Raw genomic sequence first — 23,678 nt, 5'->3', positions numbered from 1 at the left:
ATGCCGTCGGGATTCTTGAGGTGTTTTGCCGAGAGGCCGAACGGCCCTGACGTAGCGCTCGGTGCTGGCAGCGAACCAACGATCGTTGATCAACAATCAAGCGGTTCTGGGAAATAGGATATTTCTTGCCCAGAAGCGCTGTGAGTCGGTTCAATCTGCGCTTTCCTGCCGCCCGAGGGCATCGCGGTAGAAGGCCAGGGAATGCGCCAGGTCGGTGACGCGCACCATGGTGTGCAGGTATTTCATGGCCTTCTCCGGATGATTATTGGCGCTGGTTGCCGATGGTGCCGGTCCACACGCGCATGACGCGGTAGGGCGGCTTGCCGGTGTCTTCGCCGCCGGTGAAGGCGCTGGTCCGGTGCAGCTGGTTGACCGACATGTAGAGCCAGGAGCCCGGGCCGAATTGCGCATTGTCCGGCCACGACAGGCGGGCATCGCGGACCAGCGGGCGCAGCTGGCCCTGACGGTCGAGGATGTCGATACCGTTGTCGTTGAGGTTGGTGAAGAAATGATTGCCGGCATCGTCGGTGGCCACCCCGTCCGAAACCGGCTTTTTACCGACGACCCGGATGGCGGAGGCGGTTGCGCGGTCGTCGCCGCCCCGCAGGTGGCGCGTCGGTACGGCATACCACGTCAGCCCGTTCATGGCGCCGAAGTAGAGCGTTTGACCGTCCTTGGAGAGGGTGATCGGGTTGACCCCGACGCTGGCCGGCTTGCCGCCGAACTGCGTGGGCGTGCCGTCCACCTGCATGATCGCCTTGGGGTCGGCCTGCAGGGCCGCATGGCCGGCGAAGCGATGCGCCTTGCCGCTGGCGATTTCGAGGGCGATCAGGGCCGGTGGCGCGATGTCGGCGAGGTAGACCCAGCCGCGTTCGGCGTCCACCGCGAGATCCTGGACAAAGGCACCCTTCGGCGCGATATCGGCAGGCAGCGCGATCTTGTGTTCGAGGCGGCCGCTGGCGATGTCGAAGGCCCAAAGGCGGGTCTTGCCGAGGTTGAGGCCCATGTCGATGATCCACAGGCGTCCCTTGTTGTCCTGGGCGATACCCAGCGGCGTGTCGATCCGCTCGTCGGAGCGGTTGGCGGCATCGCTCTGGTAGCGGCTATCCGGCCACGGACGGTAGCGGTCGGGGGCGGTGACTTCCATCAGCTGCACGCCGGACGGCTTGTCCAGCGGGTGTACGGTCGCAAAGACGCGCCCGTCGCGGGTGGCGGTGACGTTACCGGGACGAATGGGCAATTCGGCCACCGTTTCGAGCGTGCCAACGGCGGGTGTTGCCGCCAGGACAGGCATCGTGGCCAGGGAAATGAACATCGAGAGCAGGGCGCCGGGGAGGCGGTTGATCAGAAGGCGGGACATGATGGATTCCTGGGTAGTAAGAGGGATGGATATTGACTTAAGTGAAATTGAAGATAAATATCGGTTTTTTTAAATTACTTTAATTGAATTGATGAAAATAAATCGCCTCGACGATCTGCAGGTATTCGTTGCTGCGGCCGAAGCCGGGAGCTTTTCGGTGGCCGCGCGTCGGCTGGGGATGTCTCCGGTGGTGGCGAGCGCCGTCATCAAGCGCCTGGAGACGGGGATAGGGCAGCGTCTGTTCGAGCGGTCGACAAGGCGCGTGCGTCTTTCCGAGGCCGGCGAACGCTTGCTGCCGCATGCCCGCGAAGTCGTTCGCGCGATTGCCGCGGGCGAGGCCGCAATCGGCGACGAGTCGGCGAATGGCTTGAGCGGCCCGATCCGCTTGAGCATGCCAAGCGACCTGGCGCGTAGCTGCCTGATTGCCTGGATCGAGGATTTTCTGGCAGGTTATCCGGTCAAGGAGGGCGATTTTCTGCTCGATTTGCGCGTGACCGACCGCCCGGCGGACATGTTCGAGCAACCGGTCGATTTCGCCTTGCGCTATGGCATGCCGGAAGATTCCGGGATGGTGGCCTTGCCGGTGGCGCCGGAAAACACCCGGATCCTGTGTGCCGCGCCGAGTTACCTGGCACGCTACGGCGTGCCGGAGAGCCTGGGCGATTTGCGGCAACATAACTGCTTGCGCTTCGTGCGCGGCGATCTGCCCTACAGCCGCTGGCGATTCGGGCCAAAAGGCGAGCATGCGATTGAAGTCAGCGGCGACCGTATCGCCGACGATGGCGCCGCGGTGCGTCAATGGGCTTTGGCCGGACAGGGGATCGCCTACAAGAGCCGGCTCGACGTTGCGGACGACCTGATCAGCGGCCGGCTGCGGCAACTGTTGCCCGAGTGGTCCGGCGAGGCGACCCCGTTGAACTTGCTGGCGGTGAGCCGAGGTCGGATCACGCCGCCGATTCGACGCCTGGCGGACTATCTCGCAGCGTGCTGCAGCGCCCGGCTGGCCGGCGTTTGACGCTAGCCGGCCGGGCCGGAAACCGGGGGCGTCCGTTCCGCTTCAGCGATTGACGTCGACAATGATGCGGCCGCGAATCTCGCCGTTGATCAGTTTCGTGGCGGCTCGAATCGCCTCTTCCAGAGATATTTCCGAACTGATCATGTCCAGCTTGGCGATATCGAGGTCGGTGCCGAGGCGGCGCCAGGCTTCGAGGCGGTCGGCACGCGGGCACATCACGCTGTCAATGCCGGCCAGGGTGACGCCGCGCAGGATGAATGGCGCGACGGTGGCGGGGAAATCCATGCCGCCGGCCAGGCCGCAGGCCGTCACCACGCCGCGATAGCGCGTGCCGGCGCAGATGTTGGCCAGCGTATGGCTGCCGACGACATCGACCGCGCCCGCCCAGCGTTCCTTGGCCAGCGGTTTGCCCGGTGCGGAAAATTCCGAGCGCTGCAGCACTTCGCTGGCGCCCAGGCGCTTGATGTAATCGTGCTCTTCGCTGCGGCCGCTGACGGCGACCACGGTATAACCCAGCTTGGCAAGGACAGCTGTCGCCACGCTGCCGACCCCGCCTGCCGCGCCGGAAACGAGAATTTCACCGTGCGCCGGGGTGATGCCATGCCGCTCGAGCGCGAGTATGCAGAGCATGGCCGTATAGCCGGCGGTGCCGATTGCCATCGCCTGCTGCGGCGAAAACTGCTTGGGCAGCGGGACAAGCCAGTCGCCCTTGAGACGGGCCTTCTGGGCAAGCCCGCCCCAATGGCCTTCGCCAACGCCCCAACCATTCAGGAGGACCGGGTCGCCGACCGCGAATTCCGGATGTACGCTCGATTCCACGGTGCCCACGAGATCGATGCCCGGCACCATCGGGAAACGCCGCACCACGGGGCCTTTGCCGGTGATCGCCAGCCCGTCCTTGTAGTTGAGCGTCGAATGGCTGACACGGACGGTGACCTCGCCATCCGGCAGGTCTGCTTCGTCGATGCTCTTGATGGCGGCGCGATAGCCGGCCTCGTCCTTCTCGATCAAAATGCCTTTGAACATGCGGAAATCCTTTCCAATTGGGCTGCCCGGGTGATGGGGCGAAGAGTGTTTGCCGGCCGGTGACGCTGGCCGGCCTACCAGTCCATGGTCGGTGCCGGCGCCAGGGGGGCGGGAGCGGGTATCCACATGCCGCTGGCTGCGTAGGTCACGGCGAGCGCAACGATCAGCGCGCAAACGAAGAGCGGGAGGCCGCCGCCCCGGCTCTCCTGTTCGGCCGGGCCTTCGTGCCAACCGGTGATCATGGGCCGGACGAGATTCTGGCGCTTGATGCGGGCATGGAACGCAATGGCCGCGACATGCAGCGCGAGCAGCAGGTAGAGGGCATTGACGACCAGGCGATGCCAGCCGGTGGCGGCATCGCTCAGCGCCTTGTCGATCAGCGGATAAAGCGGGCCGTTGAAGGCGATGTCGTCGTTGGCGAGCAGGCCGCTGGCGACCTGGACGCTCAGCAAGCCCAGCAGGGCGAAGACGGAAAGCGCGCCCAGCGGGTTGTGGCCGACGCCTTGCCATTGGCCGCGCAGGTAGGCGGCGATCTTGCCCGGTGTCGGGAAAAAGGCGGCGAAGCGGGCGTGGGTGGAGCCGACAAATCCCCAAACCAGCCGGAATGCGAGCAGCCCAACCACCGCCAGTCCCTGCCGCCCGTGCCAGACCATCCAGCCACCGCCGATCAGTCCGGTGCTTATGGCGCCCAGCACCGTCGCGACAAGGCTCCAGTGAAAGAGGCGAAGGGGAAGGTCCCACAGGCGAATGCGGCTGGCGGTCATGGCGGGCCTCCTGGCTCAGTCCTTGCGGAACGCTTCGTGGCAGCCCTTGCAGGCCTTGCCCATTTCGTCGAATGCGGGCTTGATCTGGGACGGATCGCCAGTGGCGGCGGCCGCGGCCAGCTTCGTGCCGGCAATCCGGTAGGCGCCGGCCACTTCCTTGACCTTGTCGGGCTGGGTGAAAAATTCCGATTTCAGGCGCGTTTTTTCATTGCCTGAATCCTTGTCCGATCCCGGGGTGTAGAGCGCGCCCATGCCGGAATTGACGGTGCTGTTGATCGAGGCGGCGGCGGCCAGCGCCTGATCCTTGTTGAAGGGGACGCTGCCGTCGAGCATGGCCTTGAGCTTGGTCATGTTCCAGTTCATGAAGGCATAGCCCGCCTTGCGGTAGCGGATCACTTCGTCGGGCTTGAGCTGCGGCAGTTGCTGGGCGAGGACGCTGCCGGAGAGCAGGAGCAGTACGGCCGTCGTCAGGGCGCGGGTGGTGTTGCGGGTCATGGTGTTTTCCTTTCGCGGTTATTTGCGTGGGCCGGCGGTGACGGTCACCGAGGCTTCCCCGAGACGGTTCTGCCAGAGGTAGAAACCGACCAGGGCGGGGCTGGCGTTCTTGTCGACCGCCAGGGCATCGGTCTTCAATGCATGCACGGTCCATATGTAGTGATGCTTGCGGCCGACCGGCGGGCAAGGGCCGAAGAAGCCCGGTTTGCCGAGGTCGGTGTTGCCTTCGACGGCACCGGCGGGCAGGCTGCCGCCGTTGGCGCCGCCGGGCAGGCCCTGCGTGTCGGCCGGGATGTTGTAGGCAACCCAGTGCCAGAAGCCGCTACCGGTCGGCGCATCCTTGTCGTAGAACGTGAGCGCGAAACTCTTGGTGCCGGCCGGGGCGTTCTTCCATTCAAGCTTGGGCATGACGTTGCCGCCCGAGCAGCCGAAGTTGTTCCAGTAGTTTTCGGCAGCGGCGGCCTGGCCGTTCTTGATGCCGGAGACGGTCAGCGAGAAGTCGGCAGCGAGGGCCGGGGCAGCGGCAAGGGCAAACAGCAGGGCGATCGGGGTCGCCCGCATGGAGAATGACTTCATGGCGGTTCCTTGAAAAACGATGGGGAGGCTTGGTGAAAGGGGCGGTCGCCCCCTCCGGATTACAGATTGGTGAAGACGGCGGTTTCCGGCAGGCGGGACTTCGGCAGCTTGGCGTTGAAGTCTTCCGGGCTGCGGTAGCCGAGCGAGAGAATGACGATGCCGGTGTAGCCCTTGGCGCGCAGCCCCAGTTCCTCATCGAGGATGCGGGCGTCGAAACCTTCCATCGGGCAGGCGTCGATGCCGAGCGTCGAAGCGCCGAGCAGGGCGGTGCCCAGGGCAAGGTAGACCTGCTTCTCCATCCAGTGCTGGGCGTCCTTGGTGTCGAAGCGGTGCAGGTTCACGTAGAAGCTGCGCGCGGTGTTCTGGCCGGCCTTGGCTTCCGGCGAGGCGAAGCGGCCGTCCTTGTCTTCCTGTTCGAGCAGGCTTGCCAGGTGGGCGTCGTCGAAGGCGGCGCGGGCGCAGAAGACGATGACGTGCGAAGCGTTCTTGATCTTGGCTTCGTTGTAGGCGTAACCGGGCTGGGTGGCCTTGGCGATGCGCGCCTTGGCCTCGTCGCTGCTGGCGACGACGAAGTGCCAGGGTTGCGAGTTCACCGATGACGGCGCGAAGCGCAACAGCTGGCGGATTTCCTCGAAGGTCTCGGCCGGAATCTTGCGGCTGGCGTCGAAGGACTTGGTGGTGTAGCGGGTCTGGGCGTGATGGACGATGTTCATGCAGATGTCTCCCTGAGGTAATTGGGGTGGTACGGATGTGGTCAGCTGAAGTTTTCGAGAACGATCTTGCCGCGCGCCTTGCCGCTTTCAATATGCGCATGGGCCTGCTTCAGATTGGCTGCGTTGATGGCGCCGAAATGCTCGCCGAGGGTGGTCCGGATGACCCCTTCGTCGACCAGGGCGGCAACCTCGTTGAGCAGGCGGTGCTGGGCGATCATGTCGGCGGTCTGGAACAGCGAACGGGTGAACATCAGCTCCCAGTGCAGCGAGATGCTCTTGCCCTTGAGCTTCATGATGTCGAGCGGGACGGACGGATCGTCGATCAAGGCAAAACGGCCTTGCGGGGCCATGACGTCGACGATCTGCCCGAAATGCCCTTGCGTGTTGTTGAGGCTGGCCACCAGGGTGACGTTCTTCCGGCCGATACGCGCCAGTTCGGCGGCGAAGGGCTGGTTGTGGTCGATGACGTGGTGGGCGCCGAGTTCGCGCACCCAGGCCTGGGTCTCGGGGCGGGAGGCGGTGCCGATGACCGTCAGCGAAGTCAGGCGGCTGGCCAGTTGGGTGAGGATGGAGCCGACGCCGCCGGCTGCGCCGACGATGAGCAGCGAGTCCTCGCTCGGGCGCTTGCCTGGGGCGACGCCGAGTCGGTCGAAGAGCAGTTCCCAGGCGGTGATGGCGGTCAGCGGCAGGGCTGCGGCTTCGGCAAAACCCAACCGGGCCGGCATGCGGCCGACGATGCGTTCATCGACCAGCTGCAGCTCCGCATTGCTGCCCGGGCGGGTGATATCGCCGGCGTACCAGACGCGGTCGCCCGGCTTGAACAGCGTGACATCGGGGCCGACGGCGCGGACGACACCGGCGGCATCCCAGCCCAGCACGCCCCACTGGCCCGCAGCGGGCTGGCGCCCGGCGCGAATCTTGGTGTCGACCGGATTGACGGAGATCGCTTTGACTTCGACCAGCAGGTCACGCCCGGTCGCGACGGGGTCGGGCAGTTCGATATCCTGCAGGGCGGCCGGATTGTCGATGGGCAGCGTGTTTTGGTAGGCAACGGCTTTCATGGGAATTCCTTGGTCTGGATGTCAGGCGACATGGGTGAGGCGCTGGATGTCGATGCCGGCGGTTTTATCGGCAATGACCGCCTTGAGCTGCGCCATGTGCGATGTGGCGATATGGGCGTCGAGTGCGGCGTCGTCGCTCCAGCGTTCGATCATGACCAGGCGGTTCGGGTCGCTCTGGTCAACATGCAGGTCGTACTGTCGGCAGCCGGCTTCGGCACGGGTGGGGGCGAGCATGGCGGTCAATGCCTGGAGGACCGTTTCGCGGTGCTCGGCCTGGGCGACGATGGTGGCGATAATGCTTAAGGACATGTCGGTTTTCCTTTGTTACCGGCTCACGGCATGGGCCGGGTAGTCCACATAGCCGCGCCCGTCTCCGCCGAACAGCGTGGTGGGATCGAAGTCGGCAAGCGGCCAGCCGTTGGCCATGCGGGCCGGCAGGTCGGGGTTGGCGATGAAGGGACGGCCGAAGGCGACCATGTCGGCCAGGCCGATATCGATGATTTCCTCGGCGCGGGACTGGTCGTAGCGCCCGGCGACGATGATTGCCCCGCCGAATTGGCGGCGCAGTTCATGCCGGAAGTGCGACGGTATCTGCGGAGCGTCGTCCCAGTCGGCTTCCGAGAGGTGGATATAGGCGATGCGCTTGGCCTCGGCCAGGCGCGCCACCTTGAGGATGGTCGAGATGATTTCCGGGCAGGCCATGCCGCGAGCGGTAATGTAGGGCGACAGGCGGATGCCGACGCGCTGCGGGCCGATTTCGTCGGCAACGGCAGAGATGACTTCGTCGGCGAAGCGCACGCGGTTGGAGATGCTGCCGCCGTAGTCATCGGTCCGCTGGTTGGAGGTGCTGCGCAGGAACTGGTCGATCAGGTAGCCGTTGGCACCGTGGATTTCGACCCCGTCGAAACCGGCCACCATGGCGTTGGCGGCAGCGCGCCGGAAGTCGCCGACGATCGCGGCAATTTCATCGATGCCGAGGGCGCGCGGCAAGGGGCAGTCGACCATGCGACCGATCCCGTCCTCACCCACGACCCAGACCTGGGCATCGGGTAACAGCGCGGAGGGCGCGACCGGGGCGCGGCCGTCGTGGAAGCTGGCGTGCGACATGCGGCCGACATGCCAGAGCTGCAGGAAGATGCGGCCGCCCGCCGCATGCACGGCATCGGTGACCAGCCGCCAGCCAGCGACCTGCTCGGCCGAGTAGATGCCCGGCGTGAAGCTGTAGCCCTGTCCCTGACGGGAAATCTGCGTGGCCTCGCTGATCATCAGGCCGGCGCCGGCCCGCTGGGCGTAATACTCGGCCATCAAGGCATTGGGCACGTCGCCCGGCTGGGTGGTCCGGCAACGGGTCATCGGGGCCAGAGCGACGCGGTTGGGCAGCATGAAACTACCCAGCTGCTCGGGGAAGAAGAGAGGAGAGGGTATCTGCTTGTCGTTCATGGTCGGGCACCTCCTGAGGTGATCAGTAGTCGGCTGGGGAAGGGTCGTCGGCGCTTGCCGGAACATCCAGTTCGATGAGCAACTCCTTGTTCATCTGAACAAAAATCTGGACGGTCTGTTGTTCCGGTATGCGCATGACGCGATAGGGCTTTCCTGTCGCGTTCAGGCGTGGCAGCAGGGAATTGAGCGAGGCATCGCTGCGGAAGGCGATATGGCTGATGGCGGTGGCCGTTGTTTCAGGCGAGAGCGTGGCCGGTGCGTCGATGACATGCAGGCTGGCCTGATCGCCGTTGTAGAACCAGCGCCCGGGGAAGGGAAACGGCGGGCGATAGCCGGGGCGCAGGCCGAGCAGATCGGCCAGCACGCTGGCGGTGCCGTCCGCTGGCGATGAGGTGACCAGGCTGAGGTGATCGAACTGCCAGTGCTCGGGTGGCGTCGGGGCGGTGTCCATGGCTTTGCACGTCGGGTTGAATGGCGATGGACGAATGATGCGAGCGATCCATCTGTTTAAAAAGCAGGCAAATGGAGATTGACTTTCAATGATTCGTTGAAAATTGCGGGGAGGCGCATTAGGATGGCGCCATGCGCATGTTGCGGGACATGGAGGTTTTCGTTCTGGCGGCCGACACCGGCAGCCTGTCGGCGGCCGCCCGGCATCTGGACTTGAGCCCGGCTGCGGCCAGCCTGGCGGTGAAGCGGCTGGAGGCGGAGGTCGATGCCCCGCTCTTCCTGCGTACCACACGCAGCCTGCGCCTGACGCGCGAAGGTCAGGTTTTCCTGGAGCCTTGCCGGCAGGCGCTGCAGGTGCTGGCCGACGGGCGGGATGCGGCACTGACCGGCAGTGCCGCCTTGCGCGGAATCTTGCAGTTGTCGCTCCCTTCCGATCTGGGGCGCAATGTCGTGCTGAACTGGCTGGATGATTTCCAGGTGCTCCATCCGCGCATCCAGCTGCGCCTGCTGCTCTCCGACCGGCTGACCGACATCTATCGCAAGCCCGTGGATCTTGCCCTGCGTTACGGCGCCCTGCCCGACTCCAGCCTGGTGGCCCTGCCGGTTGAGCCGCGGAACCGTCGCATCCTGTGTGCGGCGCCGGCTTATCTGGCACGTGCCGGCGTGCCGGCTTATCCGGAAGCGTTGATTGACCACAGTTGCCTGTGCTTTACGCTGGGCGATACCGTTCATGACCGCTGGCACTTCTTCCGTGATGGACGGGAGGTGTCGGTGCAGGTACGCGGCAACCGCGTTTCCGACGACGGCGATGCGGTGCGCCGCTGGGCGCTGGCCGGCCATGGGATCGCCTACAAATCGACGCTCGATGTCGCCGACGATTTGCGGGACGGCCGGCTGGTGGGCCTGTGTACGGAATGGTCGGGCGAGTTGGCGCCGCTCAATCTGATCTGCGCCGACAGGCGTCAGGTCAGCCCGATGGTGCAGGCACTGCGGGGATTCCTGGCGGAGCGCTGCGCCCGGTTGCTGCAGTCGATCCAGATCAAGGCGTGAATGAAACGCGGGAAAAGCCGTCGCGCCCGGAGGGATGATCCGCTCCCTGGCGGATGGCATGCGTTGCGGCCGATCTGGCGAAAAGCGCGCTGTGACGAGCGCGGCGCCGGATGAAAAAAAGGCGACGGCGCTAGCCGTCGCCCAAACCGAACGCTAATTGCTTAGCGTAACGCAGAGGCTCTGAGATCCTTACTTCTTGCGCGGGGGCGGGACATCCGTGCAAGAACCGTGAGCGACTTCGGCAGCCATGCCGACGGTTTCGCCCAGGGTCGGGTGTGGGTGAATGGTCTTGCCGATATCGACCGCATCGCAGCCCATTTCGATCGCCAGGCAAACCTCGCCGATCATGTCGCCGGCCGACGGGCCGACGATGGCGCCGCCGATGACGCGATGCGTCTCGGCATCGAAGATCAGCTTGGTGAAGCCGTAGTCGGCACCGTTGGCGATGGCGCGGCCGGAAGCCGCCCACGGGAACTTGGCCGTCTCGACCTTGCGCCCTTCCTTCTTCGCCTGCTCCTCGGTATAGCCGACCCATGCCACTTCCGGATGGGTATAGGCCACGCCCGGAATCACCTGCGCATCGAAAGCCGCCTTGTGGCCGGCCGCGACTTCCGCCGCGACGTGCGCCTCATGCACCGCCTTGTGGGCCAACATCGGCTGACCGACGACATCGCCAATGGCGAAGATATGCGGCACGTTGGTCCGCATCTGCGCATCGACCGGGATGAAACCGCGGTCGGTGACGACGACGCCGGCCTTCTCGGCGGCGATCTTCTTGCCATTCGGCGCCCGGCCGGCGGCTTGCAGGATCATGTCGTACTTGACCGGTTCCGGCGACACGCCTTCGCCTTCAAAAGTGACGTACAGGCCATCTTCCCTGGCATCGACAGCGACCGTCTTGGTCTTCAGCATGATCTTGTCGAAACGGCTGGCATTCTGCTTCTCCCAGACCTTGACGGCATCGCGATCCGGACCCTGCATCAGGCCGTCCATCATCTCCACGACATCGACGCGGGCGCCGAGGGTGGAATAGACAGTGGCCATTTCCAGGCCGATGATGCCGCCGCCGATGACCAGCATCTTCTTCGGCACGAAGCGCAGTTCCAGCGCGCCAGTCGAATCGACGATGCGCGGGTCGCGCGGGATGAAGGGCAGATGCACGGCCGCCGAACCGGCGGCGATGATGCACTGCTTGAACTTGATGACCTTCTTGGCACCGGTCTTGTCTTGCGACGTGCCGTCGGTGACTTCGACCTCGATGTGGTTCGGATCGAGGAAGGCACCATAGCCGCGCACGATGTCGACCTTGCGGCCCTTGGCCATGCCGGCCAGGCCGCCGGTCAGCTTGCCGACGACCTTGTCCTTGTGGGCGCGCAGCTTGTCGATATCGACCGTCGGGGCGGCGAAGGTGACACCGAGGTCGGACGCGTGCTGGGCCTCTTCCATCACTGCAGCAACGTGCAGCAGGGCCTTGGATGGGATGCAACCGACGTTGAGGCAGACGCCGCCGAGGGTGGCGTAGCGCTCGACGATGACGGTCTTGAGGCCGAGGTCGGCGGCGCGGAAGGCGGCGGAATAGCCGCCGGGGCCGGCGCCGAGGACGAGCATTTCGCATTCCATGTCGGCCGAACCGCCGTGGCTGGCTGCTGCTGGGGCAGCAACCGGTGCCGCCACCGGAGCGGGGGCGGCAGGCTGGGCGGCCGGAGCCGCTGCACCCGCCGCAGCACCGGCTTCCACTTTGATCAGCAGCGTACCTTCGCTGACCTTGGAGCCGAGTTGGACCAGCACTTCCTTGACCGTGCCTTCAACCGGCGAGGGCACATCCATCGTGGCCTTGTCGGATTCCAGCGTGCAGATGGCGTCGTCCAACTTGACGCTGTCGCCGACCTTGACGAACAGGTCGATGACAGGAACGTCGGAAAAATCGCCAATATCCGGGACTTTGACTTCAACGAGACTCATGCTCACTCTCCCTTAGACGATCATGCGGCGCATGTCGGCCAGCAGTTCGGCGACATAGACGTTGAAGCGGGTAGCCAGCGCGCCGTCGATGACGCGGTGATCGGCGGTCAGCGACAGCGGCAGGGTCAGGCGCGGCACAAACTGCTTGCCGTCCCACACCGGCTTCATGGCCGACTTGTTGACGCCGAGGATGGCGACTTCCGGTGCATTGACGATGGGCGCGAAGTAGGTGCCGCCGATACCGCCCAGGCTGGAAATGGTGAAGCACGCGCCGGACATGTCGGCCGGCTTGAGCTTGCCGTCACGGGCCAGCTTGGCCAGTTCGCCGGTTTCCTTGGCGATCTCGAAGACGCCCTTCTTGTCGGCATTCTTGACCACCGGCACGACCAGGCCGTTCGGGGTGTCGGCCGCGAAGCCGATGTTGAAGTACTTCTTCAGCACCAGGTTGTCGCCGTCGAGCGAGGCGTTGAATTCCGGGAAGCGCTGCATGGCCTTGACGCAGGCCTTGATCAGGAAGGCGAGCATGGTCAGCTTGTTGCCGGACTTCTCGTTTTCCTTGTTCAACTGGACGCGGAAGGCTTCGAGGTCGGTGATGTCGGCGTCTTCGTGATAGGTCACGGCCGGGATCATCACCCAGTTGCGCGACAGGTTCTGGCCGGAAATCTTCTTGATGCGCGACAGCGGCTTGACTTCGATCTCACCGAACTTGCTGAAATCGACCTTCGGCCAGGGCAGCAGGTCGAGCGTGCCACCACCGCTGATGCCGCCGCCGGCGGAGGCGACCGGGCCGGAAATGGCGCCGGACAGCACGGCCTTGACGTACTTGGTCAGGTCTTCCTTGACCAGGCGGCCCTTCGGTCCGGTGGCGGTGACCTTGCTCAGGTCGATGCCCAGTTCGCGGGCATAGGCGCGGACGGACGGCGAGGCATGAACCTTGGAACCGATCGGCAGGGCCGGGGCCAATGCGGCCGGCGCGGCAGCAGGGGCAGCGGCCGGCGCTGCAACCGGAGCCGGAGCGACGGCAGGCGCGGGCGCTGCGGCCGGGGCAGCTGCTTGCGGAGCCGGGGCGGCTTCAGCAGCGCCAGCACCGGTTTCGACCTTGATCAGCAGCGCACCTTCGCTGACCTTGGAGCCGAGCTGGACCAGCACTTCCTTGACCACACCGGCAACGGTGCTCGGCACGTCCATGGTCGCCTTGTCGGATTCGAGGGTGGCGATGGCGTCGTCGACCTTGATGCTATCGCCGACCTTGACGAACAGGTCGATGACCGGCACGTCGGAGAAATCGCCGATATCCGGGACTTTGACTTCGATGATTTGGCTCATTGTCGTCTCCTCCCGATTAAACAGACATCGGATTCGGCTTGGCCGGATCCAGGTTGTACTTGACCAGGGCGGCGGCAACCTTCTCGCGCTCGATCTTGCCTTCGTCAGCCAGGGCCTTCAGGGCAGCCAGGGTGACCCAGTGACGATCGACTTCGAAGTGGTGACGCAGCTTCTCGCGGGTGTCGGAACGACCGAAACCGTCGGTGCCCAGCGTGATGTAGGTGTTCTTGACGAACGGGCGGATCTGCTCGGAGAACAGCTTGATGTAGTCGGTTGCGGCAATCACCGGACCTTCGGCGCCGGCCAGCTTCTGCTCGACGTGCGACAGCTTCGGGGCTTCCAGCGGGTGCAGCAGGTTCCAGCGGGCGGTGTCCTGGCCGTCGCGGGCCAGTTCGTTGAAGGACGGGCAGCCCCAGATGTCGGCCTCGACGCCCCAATCGTTCTTGAGCAGGTCGGCGGCAGCGATGACTTCGCGGAAGATGGTGCCGGAGCCGAGCAGCTGGACGCGCAGCTTGCCTTCGCCACCTTTCTTGAACTGGTACATGCCCTTGATGATGTCGGCCTCGGCACCAGCCGGCATGTCCGGGTGCTCGTAGTTCTCGTTCATCACGGTGATGTAGTAGAAGACGTCTTCCTGTTCGGCGAACATGCGGCGCATGCCGTCCTGGACGACGACGGCGACTTCGTACTGGAAGGTCGGGTCGTAGGAGACGCAGTTCGGCACCAGTTGCGACAGGATCAGGCTGTGGCCGTCCTCGTGCTGCAGGCCTTCGCCGTTCAGCGTCGTGCGGCCGGCGGTACCGCCGACCAGGAAGCCGCGGGCGCGCTGGTCGCCAGCCGCCCAGACGAGGTCCAGGGTGCGTTGCAGGCCGAACATCGAGTAGCAGATGTAGAACGGAATGGTCTGCACGCCATGCACCGAGTACGAGGTGGCGGCGGCGATCCAGTCACTCATCGCACCGGCTTCGTTGATGCCTTCCTGGAGAACCTGACCGGTCTTCGATTCCTTGTAGAACATCAGCTGGTCATGGTCTTCCGGCACGTAGTTCTGGCCTTCCTGGTTCCAGATGCCGACGGCACGGAACATGCCTTCCATGCCGAAGGTGCGGGACTCGTCCGGCACGATGGGCACGACGTTCTTGCCGACCTGCTTGTCCTTCAGCAGCATGTTCATGATGCGGACGATGGCCATCGTGGTCGACAGTTCGCGGCCTTCGCCGGAAGCCTTCAACAGCGCGGCATAGGTGTCGAGGGCCGGGATGGCCAGCGGGTCGGCCTTGCGGCGGCGCGACGGCAGGAAGCCGCCGAGGTCCATGCGGCGTTGGCGCATGTACTGGTACTCGGGCGAGTCTTCGGCGAACTTGAGGTAAGGCAGTTCTTCCAGCTTGTCGTCCGGTACCGGCAGGTTGAAGCGGTCACGGAAGCGGCCGATCTGCTCCTTGTCCATCTTCTTCTGCTGGTGGGAGATATTCATCGCCTCGCCGGCCTGGCCCATGCCGAAGCCCTTGATGGTCTTGGCCAGGATCAGGGTCGGAGCGCCCTTGTGGGTGACGGCGGCGTTGTAGGCGGCGAAGATCTTGAAGAGGTCGTGGCCGCCACGGTTCAGGTTCCACACCTGATCATCGGTCCAGTCGGCGACCAGTGCCTTCAGTTCCGGCGTATTGAAGAAATGTTCGCGGACGTAGGCGCCGTTCTTGGCCTTGAAGGTCTGGTACTCGCCGTCGCACAGTTCCATCATGCGCTTCTTCAGGATGCCGGTCTTGTCGCGCTGGAACAGGGTATCCCACTGGGTGCCCCAGATCAGCTTGATGACGTTCCAGCCGGAACCGCGGAATTCGCCTTCCAGTTCCTGGATGATCTTGCCGTTGCCGCGTACCGGGCCGTCCAGACGCTGCAGGTTGCAGTTGATGACGAAGATCAGGTTGTCCAGCTTTTCGCGGCCGGCCATGCCGATGGCGCCGAGCGATTCGACTTCGTCGGTCTCGCCGTCGCCGAGGAAGGCCCAGACCTTGCGCTTTTCTGCCTTGGCAGCGTCGATCAGGCCGCGCGAGGCGAGGTACTTCATGAAGCGGGCCTGATAGATGGCCTGGATCGGGCCGAGGCCCATCGATACGGTCGGGAATTGCCAGAAATCCGGCATCAGCCACGGGTGCGGGTAGGAGGAGATGCCTTTGCCGCCGGTTTCCTGGCGGAAGCTGTCCATCTGCTCCTCGGTGAAGCGGCCGAGCATGAAGGCGCGCGAATAGACGCCCGGTACCGAGTGGCCCTGGAAGAAGATCAGGTCGCCGTCATGGTCGGCGGACGGGGCGTGCCAGAAATGCGAGAAGCCGACGTCGTACAGGGCGGCGGCAGAAGCGAAGGAGGCGATGTGGCCGCCGACGTTGGTGTCCTTGTTGGCGCGGACGACCATGGCCATGGCGTTCCAGCGGATGTAGGAGTGAATCTTGATTTCCATGTCGGCGTTGCCGGGGTACTTCGGCTGCTGGTCGACAGGAATGGTGTTGATGTATTCGGTATTCGCCGAGTAGGGAATGTCGACTCCCTGCTGGCGGGCCTGGCCGATGACTTTCTCGATCAGGTAGTGGGCGCGGGTCGGGCCTTCGACGTTGATGACGCCTTCGAGGGCATCCATCCATTCTTTTGTTTCCTGCGGATCGACGTCGGCAGGATCAGGCAGTGCATTCGGCTGGTTGGCCATGTTTGTCTCCACGGTTGGTGTTCATTCTGTTTTGCCTGTGTTTAGCAAAACAACTTTACTCCTTGCGGACCGGTTCGCGCGTCCGTACTTTCCCTAATGCGTGTTTCGCATTGTAAAAACAAAATTCGCATCGTGCAATAAAGGTGAGCATGTTTTTCGGGTATTTTTGCTTAGGGATTTCACGTATGCCGGATGGGTTGACGGACCGAAATCGCCCGTGCCGGACGTTCGGTCGCCAGTGGGTGGAGCTGCTTAGATGCTGGCCCAGCGGGCCACGGTGTTGCCGAAGAAGGCCGTGATGAGCAGGGCGATCGGCGCGAAGGCGATGAAGACCGTGAGCACGCGCGCAATGAAGGGGTGGGCGATGTGCGATTCGATGAAGCAGCGGGCGATCACGATGCCCTTGAGCCACATGATCGCAGCGACCAGGGCGGGCAGCCAGGCGGCTGCGCGGAACCATTCGCCGAGTCCGAGGCTGGCGAGCGTCAGCGCCACCAGGGCCAGCCAGGCGGCGGTGAGCAGGGGGAAATGGTCTTTCGCGGGCATGCTCAGGCGAGGACGTAGAAGAAGGGGAAGATGACCAGCCAGATGATGTCGGTGGCGTGCCAGTAACTGGCCAGTGCCTCGAGTCCGGCGTAATCGTCGGCCGTGTAGCCGTGGAACAGCAGGCGGGCGAGTACCCACAGGATGCCGAGGATGCCCCAGGTGGCATGCACCAGGTGGTTGAAGGTCAGGTAATAGTAGACGGTGAAGAAAATCCCCGATTCCCCGTTGATGCCGTGCGCCAGGTTCCAGTTGATTTCGAGGATCTTCACGATGGGGTAGCCGAGGGCGATGACCAGCCCGGCGACCAGCCAGATCACGGCGCTGCGGTGTTTGTTCTGGCGGATGGCGTTGACCGAGCAGGCGATGCAATAGCTGCTGGTGATCATCAGCAGGGTGATGCTGGTGCCGGCGAGGATATTCAGGCGCTGGGCGCCTTCGTGGAAGGCGTCCGGAAAATGGGCGCGGGCGATGAAATACACCGCGAACAATACAGCGAACTCGACGAACTCGCAGGTGATACCGACCCAGATCCCCTTGTTGCCGGGGATGTGGCGGACAGGGGCTTCTGGCGGGGCGAGGTCGAGCGTGGCGGCGTTCATGGCGGCGCGATGGAGGCAACGCGGACATTGTCCTTGTACATGTCGTCACCGGGCATTGATGTTCATCAATCGTGCAGGTTTGTGACACAAGGTGAAAAGCTTGTTTGAATTGCGTTGTATCAAATCCATAAAAAATGACCTTCCTATAATCGTGGGTTTTCAATTGATTTCTCGAGGAGTCGATATGGCGGCAGTCATGCCCGCGCCGGCAGCCAGCCGGATTCTGATGTCCGGTAACGAAGCGGTCGCCCGCGCGGTCTGGGAGGCCGGCGTGAAGGTGGCTGCCGCCTATCCCGGCACGCCGTCGACCGAAATGCTCGAAGTCATATCGACCTATCCGGACATCTATGCCGAATGGTCGGTCAACGAGAAAGTCTCGCTGGAGGTCGCCATCGGCGCCGCCTATGCCGGCTCGCGCGCCTTCTGCTGCATGAAGCATGTCGGCATGAATGTCGCCTCCGATGCGCTGATGACGCTGACCCTGACCGGCGTGGATGGCGGACTGGTCATCGCCATCGCCGACGATGTCGGCCTGTCGTCGTCGCAGAACGAACAGGATTCCCGCTACTGGGGGCGCTTCGCCCACGTGCCGGTGTTCGAGCCGGCGGATTCGCAGGAAGCCTACGACATGACGCTGGCTGCCTACGTGCTCTCCGAGAAATTCCAGGTGCCGGTCATCCTGCGCATGACGACCCGCATCAACCACGTCAAGGCGCTGGTCACCGTTGGTGAACGCAACGCCCACGTCGGCGCCGGGTTCAAGAAGGACCCGTCACGTTACGTCATGGTGCCGGGCAATGCCGGCAAGCGCATTCCGCTGATGTTCAAGCGCGACGGCGAATTGCGTGCCGAGGCCGAGCGCTCGCCGCTCAACGTGATCGAGCCGGGCAGCGACCGCCGTATCGGTTTCATCACCTCCGGCCCGGCCTACATGCATGTCAAGGAATCCTTCCCGAACGCGCCGGTCCTCAAGCTGGGCTTCTCCTGCCCGCTGCCGCTGGAAAAGTGCCGCGAACTGGCGGCCCTGGTCGATCAGGCCGTCGTCGTCGAAGAGGTCGAGCCGCTGGTCGAAACCGAACTCAAGGCGCAGGGCATCGCGGTCATCGGCAAAGACATCCTGCCGCTGCAGGGCGAGCTGGCGCCGCCCGTGCTCAAGCCGGCCATCGCCCGCCTGCTTGGCGAGCCGGTCGACGAGGCGGCGCCGGCCATTCGCCCGGCGCAGATATTCCCGCGACCGCCGACCATGTGCGTGGCCTGTCCGCATCTCGGTGTCTATTACACCCTGTCGCAGGTGCGCAACCTCAATATCTCCGGCGACATCGGCTGCTACACGCTGGGGGCCGGCCATCCGTGGCAGGCCATGGATACCTGTGTGTCGATGGGCGCCTCGATGGGCATTGCGCTCGGCATGGACAAGGGGCGCGGCGAAGCCGACAAGGACAAACGCATCGTTGCCGTCATCGGCGACTCGACCTTCCTGCATATGGGCATGCAAGGCCTGCTCGACATGGTCTACAACAAGGCCAATGTCACCGTCCTGCTGCTCGACAACCGCGCAGTCGGCATGACCGGCGGCCAGGACAACCCGGGCAACGGGCGCGATATCCACGGCGAAGAGGCGCCACGCATCGACTTCGTCAAGCTGGTCAAGGCGCTGGGCGTCAAGGAAGAGCGGGTGCACAAGGTCAATCCGTACGAGCTGCCCACCTTGTTCAAGACCATCCGCGATGAGGTCAAGGTGCCCGACGTGTCGGTCATCGTGACCGATCAGCCCTGCGTACTGATCAAGGACTACCACAAGCTCAAGCCCTACGAGGTGCTCGACGACAAGTGCACCGGCTGCGGCAACTGTCTCGATGTCGGCTGCCCGGCCATTCACGTCACCCGCAGGGGGAAGGAAGTGAAGGGGTCCGGGCGCGAGGTCGATCTGTCCTTCGTGCGCATCGAATCGTCGGTGTGTACCGGTTGCGGTCTGTGTGTCCAGCCCTGCGCGCCGGATGCCATCCAGCACTACGCGCCGGTGTCGCCCATTACCCTGGTCAAGAAAGGATGCTCGGCATGAGCGGCACGACCAATATTCTCGTTGTCGGCATCGGTGGTCAGGGCGTCATGACGGCAACCGAAATTCTCGCCGAGGCTGCCATCGCCCTGGGTCACGATGCGAAGAAGACCGAAGTCGCCGGCATGGCGCAACGCGGTGGCGTGGTGTCCTCGCACCTGCGTTTCGGGCCGCGCGTCCTGTCGCCGCAGATTGCGCCGGGTGAGGCCGATGTCCTGCTTGCCTTCGAGGCGGCAGAAGGCTTGCGCTGGATGCACATGCTGCGGCCGGGGGCGGCGGCGCTGGTCAACGACTCGCGCTTCGTGCCGCCGGTCGTCGAACTGGGTCTCTACGACTACCCGTCCGACCCGGTCGGCCAGATGAAGGCAGGCGGCAGACGGGTGGTCTCGTTCGATGCCACGACCATCGCCCAGGGCCTGGGCGATATCCGCCTCGGCAACACCGTCATGCTAGGCGCCATTGCCGATCAGTTGCCGTTCTCGGCTGACGTGCTGCTCGACTGCGTACTCAAGCGCTTCCAGCGCAAGGGCGAGAAAGTCGTCGCCCTCAACCGCCAGGCATTCGAGTCCGGAAGGGCGGCTGTTGGCGCTGCCGAAGCGGCAATCGCCTGACTGCGGCCTGAATCTGGTAAAATCCATTCCAATTCAAAGGGAAAGGCAGTTGCCTTTCCCGTTTTCTTTTTGTTGGATGCGACGATGACGGCACAAATTATCGACGGCAAGGCGCTGGCAGACGAACTGCGCCAGAGCTTCAAGGCCCGCGTTGAGGCGCTGGCGGCCAAGGGGCACAAGCCCGGTCTGGTGGTTATTCTGGTCGGCGAAGACCCGGCCTCCCAGGTTTATGTGAAGAACAAGGTCAATGGCTGCCTGGCTATCGGCATGCATTCCGAAAAGATCGTCTATGACCGCGATGTCGACCAGCAGGTGGTGCTCGACAAGATCGCCGAACTGAACGCCGATTCGTCCATTCACGGCATTCTGGTCCAACTGCCGCTGCCGAAGCATTTCGACGAAGAGAAAGTGCTCGAAGCCATCTCCGCCGAGAAGGATGTCGACGGCTTCCATGCCGAGAACGTTGGCGCCCTGTCGCAAGGCGCACCGCGTTTCATCCCGTGTACCCCGTACGGCGTCATGAAGATGTTCGAGAAGGGCAATGTCGATCTGACCGGCAAGGAAGCCGTGGTCATCGGTCGTTCCAACATCGTCGGCAAGCCGATGGCGATGCTGCTGATCAACGCCGGTGCCACCGTGACCGTCTGCCATTCCAAGACCAAGGACCTGAACTTCCACACCCGGCGTGCCGACATCGTCGTCGCCGCCGTCGGCAAGCCGAAGTTCGTCAAGGGTGACATGATCAAACCGGGCGCCGTCGTCATCGACGTCGGCATCAACCGCCTGCCCGACGGCAAGCTGTGCGGCGACGTCGATTACGCCGACTGTCTCGAAGTCGCCGGCCAGATCACGCCGGTGCCGGGCGGGGTCGGTCCGATGACCATTACCATGTTGCTGGCCAACACCATCGAGGCCGCTGAACGCAAGGCAGGGGTTCGCTAAATGAACGCTGTACACCAACCGCTCGTCGGGGTCGTCATGGGCTCCGATTCCGACTGGCCGACCATGCAGGCCGCTGCCGTGATCCTCAAGGAATTCGGCGTGCCTTTCGAGGCCCGTGTCGTTTCCGCCCACCGCACGCCGGATCTGCTGTTCGACTACGCCGCCATGGCTGGTGAGCGCGGCCTCAAGGTGATCATCGCCGGAGCCGGCGGTGCCGCCCATCTGCCGGGCATGCTGGCCGCCAAGACCATCGTGCCGGTGCTCGGCGTGCCGGTCCAGTCCAAGGCCCTGTCCGGTGTCGATTCCCTGCATTCCATCGTGCAGATGCCGAAGGGCATTCCGGTCGCCACCTTCGCCATCGGCGAGGCCGGCGCCGCCAATGCCGCGCTGTTCGCCGTCGCCATGCTGGCCAACGAGAACCCGGCGCTGAAAGCGAAGCTGCAGGCGTTCCGCCAGGCCCAGACCGAGAAGGTGCTGGCCATGAAACTGCCGGAAGTGTAAGCCGCATGTCGTCGACCATGATCCTGCCGCCCGCCACGCTGGGCATGTTGGGGGGCGGCCAGCTCGGCCGCTTCTTCGTTTCCGCCGCCCACGAAATGGGCTATCAGGTCTGGGTCCTCGATCCGGACAAGAACAGCCCGGCCGGCCAGATCGCCGAGCGCCATTTTTGCGTCGACTACAACGACTACGCAGTACTCGACGAGTTTGCCGCGGGCTGTGCGGCGATCACCACCGAGTTCGAGAACGTTCCAGCCGATACGCTGGATTACCTCGCCAAGTTCGTGCCGGTGCGTCCGCATGCGGCGGCTGTCGCCGTCTGCCAGAACCGTATCGCCGAGAAGTCCTTTCTGCGCGACAACGGTTTTCCGCACGGTCCCTTCGCGGCAATCAACAGCGAAGACGACATCCGCAACGCCGATGCTTCCCTGTTTCCGGCCATCTTGAAGGTTGCCCGCTTCGGCTACGACGGCAAGGGGCAGGCGACGGTCAATAACCGCGAGGAAGCGCTGATCGCCTTCGGTCACTTCAAGGGTGAGCATTGCGTGCTGGAGCAACGCCTGACGCTCGACTACGAGGTGTCGGTCGTCCTGGCGCGTGACGAAAGCGGTAAGGTCGCCTGTTTCCCGACCGGCGAAAACCAGCACACCAAGGGCATTCTCGATGTGTCCATCGTGCCTGCCCGTACCACCGGCTGCGTCAAGAGCGACGCCGAGGATGTCGCCGCGCGCATCGCCGAAAAGCTGGGCTACATCGGCACCATGGGCGTCGAGTTCTTTGTCAGCCGTGGTCAGCTGATCGTCAATGAAATGGCGCCGCGTCCGCACAACAGCGGCCACTACACCCTCGATGCCTGCGTCACCGACCAGTTCGAACAGCAGGTTCGCGCCTTGTGCGGCCTGCCGCTGGGCGAAGCACGCGCTCACTCGGCATCGGTGATGGTCAATCTGCTTGGTGACCTCTGGTACGACGGGGATACCTATCGCGAACCGGATTGGGCCAAGCTGTACGCCATCCCGAACCTGAAGCTGCACCTCTACGGCAAGCACCACGCCCGCCCCGGTCGCAAGATGGGCCACTTCACGGTTATCGGCGAGCATGCCGAAGCCGTGCAGAAGGCTGCGTTGGCCGCTCGGGCCGCTATCGGCATCAAGGACTGATGACGCCTTCCGACGCGGATTACCAGCGTGCCGTCGACCTGCTGATCGCCGGCGAACTGGTTGCCTTCCCGACCGAGACGGTCTATGGCTTGGGGGCGGATGCTGCCAGGCCGTCAGCGGTAGCCAAGATTTTCGCTGCCAAGGGCCGTCCGGCCGATCACCCCCTGATTGTTCACGTTGCCGGACATGACGCCGTCGACCGTTGGGCCGAGCAAGTTCCCGACGTCGCCTGGGAGTTGATGGAAGCCTTCTGGCCAGGCCCGTTGACCTTGATCCTGAAAAAGCAGGCCTGGGTGCCGGATGTCGTGACCGGCGGCCAGGATACGGTCGGCCTGCGCGTTCCCGGCCATCCGGTCGCCCTCGACCTGTTACGCCGCTTTGCCCGTGCCCAGGGCGAACATGCCGGCATCGCCGCGCCGTCAGCCAACCGCTTCGGACGCATCAGTCCGACCACGGCCGGGCATGTCGCCGAGGAACTGGGTAGTCGGGTCTCGGTGATCCTTGATGGCGGACCATGCAAGGTCGGTATCGAATCGACCATCGTCGACTGTTCCCGCGGCGAGCCGGTCATCCTGCGTCCCGGCCATATCTCGCCGATGCATCTCGAAGCGGTGCTCGGCCGCCAGCCGGTCGTCGAAACCGCCGCTGGCGCCCCGCGCGTCTCGGGGTCGCTCGAAGCGCACTACGCGCCGGTGACGCCGTTGCGCATGGTGTCGGGCGAGCGCCTTCTCGATTTCATCAACGCCCAGCGCCATCGCGGCGGGAAGTGCGCCGTGATCAGCGCCAACCAGCCGCCGCAGGCCGGCATGCCGCACGCCTGGCGCCTGATGCCGGCCGACCCGGTAGGCTACGCGCACGATTTCTATGCCGCCTTGCGCGACATGGACCATGCCGGCGTCGACCTGATCGTCGTCGAAGCCTTGCCCGCCGACGCGGCATGGACCGCCGTTGCCGACCGCCTGCGCCGCGCCGTGGCAGGAGCTGGGCAAATCTAGAGGTTCAGCAGTTTTTCCAGCTTGGCGGCGCAGATAAAGTCGTTTTCCGACAGGCCGCCGATGGCGTGCGTCCAGTAGCGAACCCGGACATCCTTGTAGCCGACTGTCAGTTCCGGGTGGTGGTTTTCGCGGTGTGATACCCAGGCGACGGCATTGACGAAGGCCATCGCTTCGTAGTGATTGCGGAAGACGAAGGTCTTCTCCAGTCGTTCTTCCCTGAGTGCCCACTCCGGCAGGGCGTGCAGCATTTCCGTCGCGGCTGCGATATCCAGTGGTGCAACGCCGCCTTCACAGGCTTGGCAGTGGCGGTCGGCGAGCGAACAGGCGTTCAT

25 protein-coding genes are annotated in these 23,678 nt (G+C 64.2%); 8 read left to right on the top strand and 17 right to left on the bottom strand.

Annotated features, from left to right (window positions below):
• Positions 1–150: 150 nt before the first annotated feature.
• Both F1002_RS05615 and F1002_RS05610 read right to left on the bottom strand, forming a co-directional pair.
• Entirely contained in the window at positions 151–246 is a 96-nt protein-coding gene (locus F1002_RS05615; RefSeq protein WP_223879481.1) for a VOC family protein, read from the bottom strand.
• A gap of 16 nt (positions 247–262) precedes the next feature.
• Positions 263–1,360, bottom strand: coding sequence for an L-dopachrome tautomerase-related protein (locus F1002_RS05610; protein ID WP_150428044.1), 1,098 nt, complete (start codon positions 1,358–1,360; stop codon positions 263–265).
• Between the two features lie 91 nt (positions 1,361–1,451).
• On the opposite strand from F1002_RS05610, the gene F1002_RS05605 reads away from it, so the two are divergent.
• Entirely contained in the window at positions 1,452–2,375 is a 924-nt protein-coding gene (locus F1002_RS05605; protein WP_223879480.1) for a LysR family transcriptional regulator, read from the top strand.
• Positions 2,376–2,417: 42 nt separating this feature from the next.
• Here the strand turns inward: F1002_RS05605 and F1002_RS05600 are convergent, their stop codons facing one another.
• From F1002_RS05600 to F1002_RS05560, 9 genes are all read right to left on the bottom strand, one after another.
• Positions 2,418–3,401 carry an MDR family oxidoreductase gene (locus tag F1002_RS05600; protein WP_150428043.1) on the bottom strand — a complete coding sequence of 328 codons (984 nt, stop codon included), beginning with the start codon at positions 3,399–3,401 and terminating at the stop codon, positions 2,418–2,420.
• Between the two features lie 74 nt (positions 3,402–3,475).
• Positions 3,476–4,165, bottom strand: coding sequence for a cytochrome b/b6 domain-containing protein (locus F1002_RS05595; protein ID WP_150428042.1), 690 nt, complete (start codon positions 4,163–4,165; stop codon positions 3,476–3,478).
• Between the two features lie 15 nt (positions 4,166–4,180).
• Positions 4,181–4,660, bottom strand: a complete 480-nt coding sequence (locus F1002_RS05590) for a cytochrome c (RefSeq protein WP_150428041.1) — start codon at positions 4,658–4,660, stop codon at positions 4,181–4,183.
• An 18-nt stretch (positions 4,661–4,678) separates the two neighbouring features.
• Positions 4,679–5,236 carry a YbhB/YbcL family Raf kinase inhibitor-like protein gene (locus tag F1002_RS05585; RefSeq protein WP_150428040.1) on the bottom strand — a complete coding sequence of 186 codons (558 nt, stop codon included), beginning with the start codon at positions 5,234–5,236 and terminating at the stop codon, positions 4,679–4,681.
• 59 nt (positions 5,237–5,295) lie between these two features.
• A complete protein-coding gene (gene nfsB, locus F1002_RS05580; protein ID WP_150428039.1) occupies positions 5,296–5,949 on the bottom strand; it encodes an oxygen-insensitive NAD(P)H nitroreductase in 654 nt (217 codons plus the stop codon).
• Positions 5,950–5,990: 41 nt separating this feature from the next.
• Positions 5,991–7,010, bottom strand: a complete 1,020-nt coding sequence (locus tag F1002_RS05575) for a zinc-binding alcohol dehydrogenase family protein (protein WP_150428038.1) — start codon at positions 7,008–7,010, stop codon at positions 5,991–5,993.
• 21 nt (positions 7,011–7,031) lie between these two features.
• On the bottom strand, positions 7,032–7,319 hold the full coding sequence (locus F1002_RS05570; RefSeq protein WP_150428037.1) for a putative quinol monooxygenase: 288 nt from the start codon (positions 7,317–7,319) through the stop codon (positions 7,032–7,034).
• Positions 7,320–7,334: 15 nt separating this feature from the next.
• Entirely contained in the window at positions 7,335–8,450 is a 1,116-nt protein-coding gene (locus F1002_RS05565; protein WP_150428036.1) for an alkene reductase, read from the bottom strand.
• A 22-nt stretch (positions 8,451–8,472) separates the two neighbouring features.
• Positions 8,473–8,901: a hypothetical protein gene (locus tag F1002_RS05560; RefSeq protein WP_150428035.1), complete on the bottom strand. Its 429-nt coding sequence runs from the start codon at positions 8,899–8,901 to the stop codon at positions 8,473–8,475.
• 131 nt (positions 8,902–9,032) lie between these two features.
• Between F1002_RS05560 and F1002_RS05555 the strand changes: the two genes are divergently transcribed.
• Positions 9,033–9,950, top strand: coding sequence for a LysR family transcriptional regulator (locus tag F1002_RS05555; RefSeq protein WP_150428034.1), 918 nt, complete (start codon positions 9,033–9,035; stop codon positions 9,948–9,950).
• A gap of 189 nt (positions 9,951–10,139) precedes the next feature.
• Here the strand turns inward: F1002_RS05555 and lpdA are convergent, their stop codons facing one another.
• From lpdA to F1002_RS05530, 5 genes are all read right to left on the bottom strand, one after another.
• Positions 10,140–11,912, bottom strand: coding sequence for a dihydrolipoyl dehydrogenase (gene lpdA, locus F1002_RS05550; RefSeq protein WP_150428033.1), 1,773 nt, complete (start codon positions 11,910–11,912; stop codon positions 10,140–10,142).
• Between the two features lie 12 nt (positions 11,913–11,924).
• Entirely contained in the window at positions 11,925–13,238 is a 1,314-nt protein-coding gene (gene aceF / locus F1002_RS05545; protein ID WP_150428032.1) for a dihydrolipoyllysine-residue acetyltransferase, read from the bottom strand.
• 16 nt (positions 13,239–13,254) lie between these two features.
• Positions 13,255–15,936 carry a pyruvate dehydrogenase (acetyl-transferring), homodimeric type gene (gene aceE, locus F1002_RS05540; protein ID WP_150428031.1) on the bottom strand — a complete coding sequence of 894 codons (2,682 nt, stop codon included), beginning with the start codon at positions 15,934–15,936 and terminating at the stop codon, positions 13,255–13,257.
• A 252-nt stretch (positions 15,937–16,188) separates the two neighbouring features.
• On the bottom strand, positions 16,189–16,482 hold the full coding sequence (locus F1002_RS05535; RefSeq protein ID WP_150428030.1) for a hypothetical protein: 294 nt from the start codon (positions 16,480–16,482) through the stop codon (positions 16,189–16,191).
• A gap of 2 nt (positions 16,483–16,484) precedes the next feature.
• Positions 16,485–17,081 (bottom strand): cytochrome c oxidase subunit 3 family protein, encoded by a 597-nt coding sequence (locus F1002_RS05530; protein ID WP_150428029.1) that lies wholly within the window; start codon positions 17,079–17,081, stop codon positions 16,485–16,487.
• Between the two features lie 184 nt (positions 17,082–17,265).
• Here F1002_RS05530 and F1002_RS05525 point away from each other — a divergent pair, with 184 nt between their 5' ends.
• From F1002_RS05525 to F1002_RS05500, 6 genes are all read left to right on the top strand, one after another.
• Positions 17,266–19,143 (top strand): thiamine pyrophosphate-dependent enzyme, encoded by a 1,878-nt coding sequence (locus F1002_RS05525; protein ID WP_150428028.1) that lies wholly within the window; start codon positions 17,266–17,268, stop codon positions 19,141–19,143.
• Positions 19,140–19,751 carry an indolepyruvate oxidoreductase subunit beta gene (locus F1002_RS05520; RefSeq protein WP_150428027.1) on the top strand — a complete coding sequence of 204 codons (612 nt, stop codon included), beginning with the start codon at positions 19,140–19,142 and terminating at the stop codon, positions 19,749–19,751. Before F1002_RS05525 ends, F1002_RS05520 begins: the two co-directional genes overlap by 4 nt.
• Before the next feature lie 84 nt (positions 19,752–19,835).
• Entirely contained in the window at positions 19,836–20,693 is an 858-nt protein-coding gene (folD, locus tag F1002_RS05515) for a bifunctional methylenetetrahydrofolate dehydrogenase/methenyltetrahydrofolate cyclohydrolase FolD (protein WP_150428026.1), read from the top strand.
• Positions 20,694–21,194 (top strand): 5-(carboxyamino)imidazole ribonucleotide mutase, encoded by a 501-nt coding sequence (purE, locus tag F1002_RS05510; protein ID WP_150428025.1) that lies wholly within the window; start codon positions 20,694–20,696, stop codon positions 21,192–21,194.
• Positions 21,195–21,211: 17 nt separating this feature from the next.
• Positions 21,212–22,351, top strand: coding sequence for a 5-(carboxyamino)imidazole ribonucleotide synthase (locus tag F1002_RS05505; protein WP_150428631.1), 1,140 nt, complete (start codon positions 21,212–21,214; stop codon positions 22,349–22,351).
• A complete protein-coding gene (locus tag F1002_RS05500) occupies positions 22,351–23,346 on the top strand; it encodes an L-threonylcarbamoyladenylate synthase (protein WP_150428024.1) in 996 nt (331 codons plus the stop codon). The genes F1002_RS05505 and F1002_RS05500 overlap by 1 nt, the downstream gene beginning before the upstream one ends.
• Here the strand turns inward: F1002_RS05500 and F1002_RS05495 are convergent.
• Positions 23,343–23,678 carry a 4a-hydroxytetrahydrobiopterin dehydratase gene (locus tag F1002_RS05495; RefSeq protein WP_150428023.1) on the bottom strand — a complete coding sequence of 112 codons (336 nt, stop codon included), beginning with the start codon at positions 23,676–23,678 and terminating at the stop codon, positions 23,343–23,345. The genes F1002_RS05500 and F1002_RS05495 overlap by 4 nt on opposite strands.

It is taken from the genome of Dechloromonas sp. CZR5, assembly GCF_008711155.1.
GTDB lineage: Bacteria > Pseudomonadota > Gammaproteobacteria > Burkholderiales > Rhodocyclaceae > Azonexus.
This window is presented reverse-complemented; position numbering and strand designations above follow the sequence as displayed.

Coding starts and splice junctions, on each gene's coding strand:
- F1002_RS05585 (WP_150428040.1), bottom strand. CDS start 5,236: ATGAAGTCATTCTCCATGCGGGCGACCCCGATCGCCCTGCTGTTTGCC.
- F1002_RS05610 (WP_150428044.1), bottom strand. CDS start 1,360: ATGTCCCGCCTTCTGATCAACCGCCTCCCCGGCGCCCTGCTCTCGATG.
- F1002_RS05520 (WP_150428027.1), top strand. CDS start 19,140: ATGAGCGGCACGACCAATATTCTCGTTGTCGGCATCGGTGGTCAGGGC.
- folD (WP_150428026.1), top strand. CDS start 19,836: ATGACGGCACAAATTATCGACGGCAAGGCGCTGGCAGACGAACTGCGC.
- lpdA (WP_150428033.1), bottom strand. CDS start 11,912: ATGAGTCTCGTTGAAGTCAAAGTCCCGGATATTGGCGATTTTTCCGAC.
- F1002_RS05505 (WP_150428631.1), top strand. CDS start 21,212: ATGATCCTGCCGCCCGCCACGCTGGGCATGTTGGGGGGCGGCCAGCTC.
- aceF (WP_150428032.1), bottom strand. CDS start 13,238: ATGAGCCAAATCATCGAAGTCAAAGTCCCGGATATCGGCGATTTCTCC.
- F1002_RS05600 (WP_150428043.1), bottom strand. CDS start 3,401: ATGTTCAAAGGCATTTTGATCGAGAAGGACGAGGCCGGCTATCGCGCC.
- F1002_RS05590 (WP_150428041.1), bottom strand. CDS start 4,660: ATGACCCGCAACACCACCCGCGCCCTGACGACGGCCGTACTGCTCCTG.
- purE (WP_150428025.1), top strand. CDS start 20,694: ATGAACGCTGTACACCAACCGCTCGTCGGGGTCGTCATGGGCTCCGAT.
- F1002_RS05560 (WP_150428035.1), bottom strand. CDS start 8,901: ATGGACACCGCCCCGACGCCACCCGAGCACTGGCAGTTCGATCACCTC.
- F1002_RS05530 (WP_150428029.1), bottom strand. CDS start 17,081: ATGAACGCCGCCACGCTCGACCTCGCCCCGCCAGAAGCCCCTGTCCGC.
- F1002_RS05565 (WP_150428036.1), bottom strand. CDS start 8,450: ATGAACGACAAGCAGATACCCTCTCCTCTCTTCTTCCCCGAGCAGCTG.
- F1002_RS05535 (WP_150428030.1), bottom strand. CDS start 16,482: ATGCCCGCGAAAGACCATTTCCCCCTGCTCACCGCCGCCTGGCTGGCC.
- F1002_RS05555 (WP_150428034.1), top strand. CDS start 9,033: ATGCGCATGTTGCGGGACATGGAGGTTTTCGTTCTGGCGGCCGACACC.
- F1002_RS05500 (WP_150428024.1), top strand. CDS start 22,351: ATGACGCCTTCCGACGCGGATTACCAGCGTGCCGTCGACCTGCTGATC.
- nfsB (WP_150428039.1), bottom strand. CDS start 5,949: ATGAACATCGTCCATCACGCCCAGACCCGCTACACCACCAAGTCCTTC.
- F1002_RS05615 (WP_223879481.1), bottom strand. CDS start 246: ATGAAATACCTGCACACCATGGTGCGCGTCACCGACCTGGCGCATTCC.
- F1002_RS05570 (WP_150428037.1), bottom strand. CDS start 7,319: ATGTCCTTAAGCATTATCGCCACCATCGTCGCCCAGGCCGAGCACCGC.
- F1002_RS05575 (WP_150428038.1), bottom strand. CDS start 7,010: ATGAAAGCCGTTGCCTACCAAAACACGCTGCCCATCGACAATCCGGCC.
- F1002_RS05525 (WP_150428028.1), top strand. CDS start 17,266: ATGGCGGCAGTCATGCCCGCGCCGGCAGCCAGCCGGATTCTGATGTCC.
- F1002_RS05605 (WP_223879480.1), top strand. CDS start 1,452: ATGAAAATAAATCGCCTCGACGATCTGCAGGTATTCGTTGCTGCGGCC.
- aceE (WP_150428031.1), bottom strand. CDS start 15,936: ATGGCCAACCAGCCGAATGCACTGCCTGATCCTGCCGACGTCGATCCG.
- F1002_RS05595 (WP_150428042.1), bottom strand. CDS start 4,165: ATGACCGCCAGCCGCATTCGCCTGTGGGACCTTCCCCTTCGCCTCTTT.
- F1002_RS05495 (WP_150428023.1), bottom strand. CDS start 23,678: ATGAACGCCTGTTCGCTCGCCGACCGCCACTGCCAAGCCTGTGAAGGC.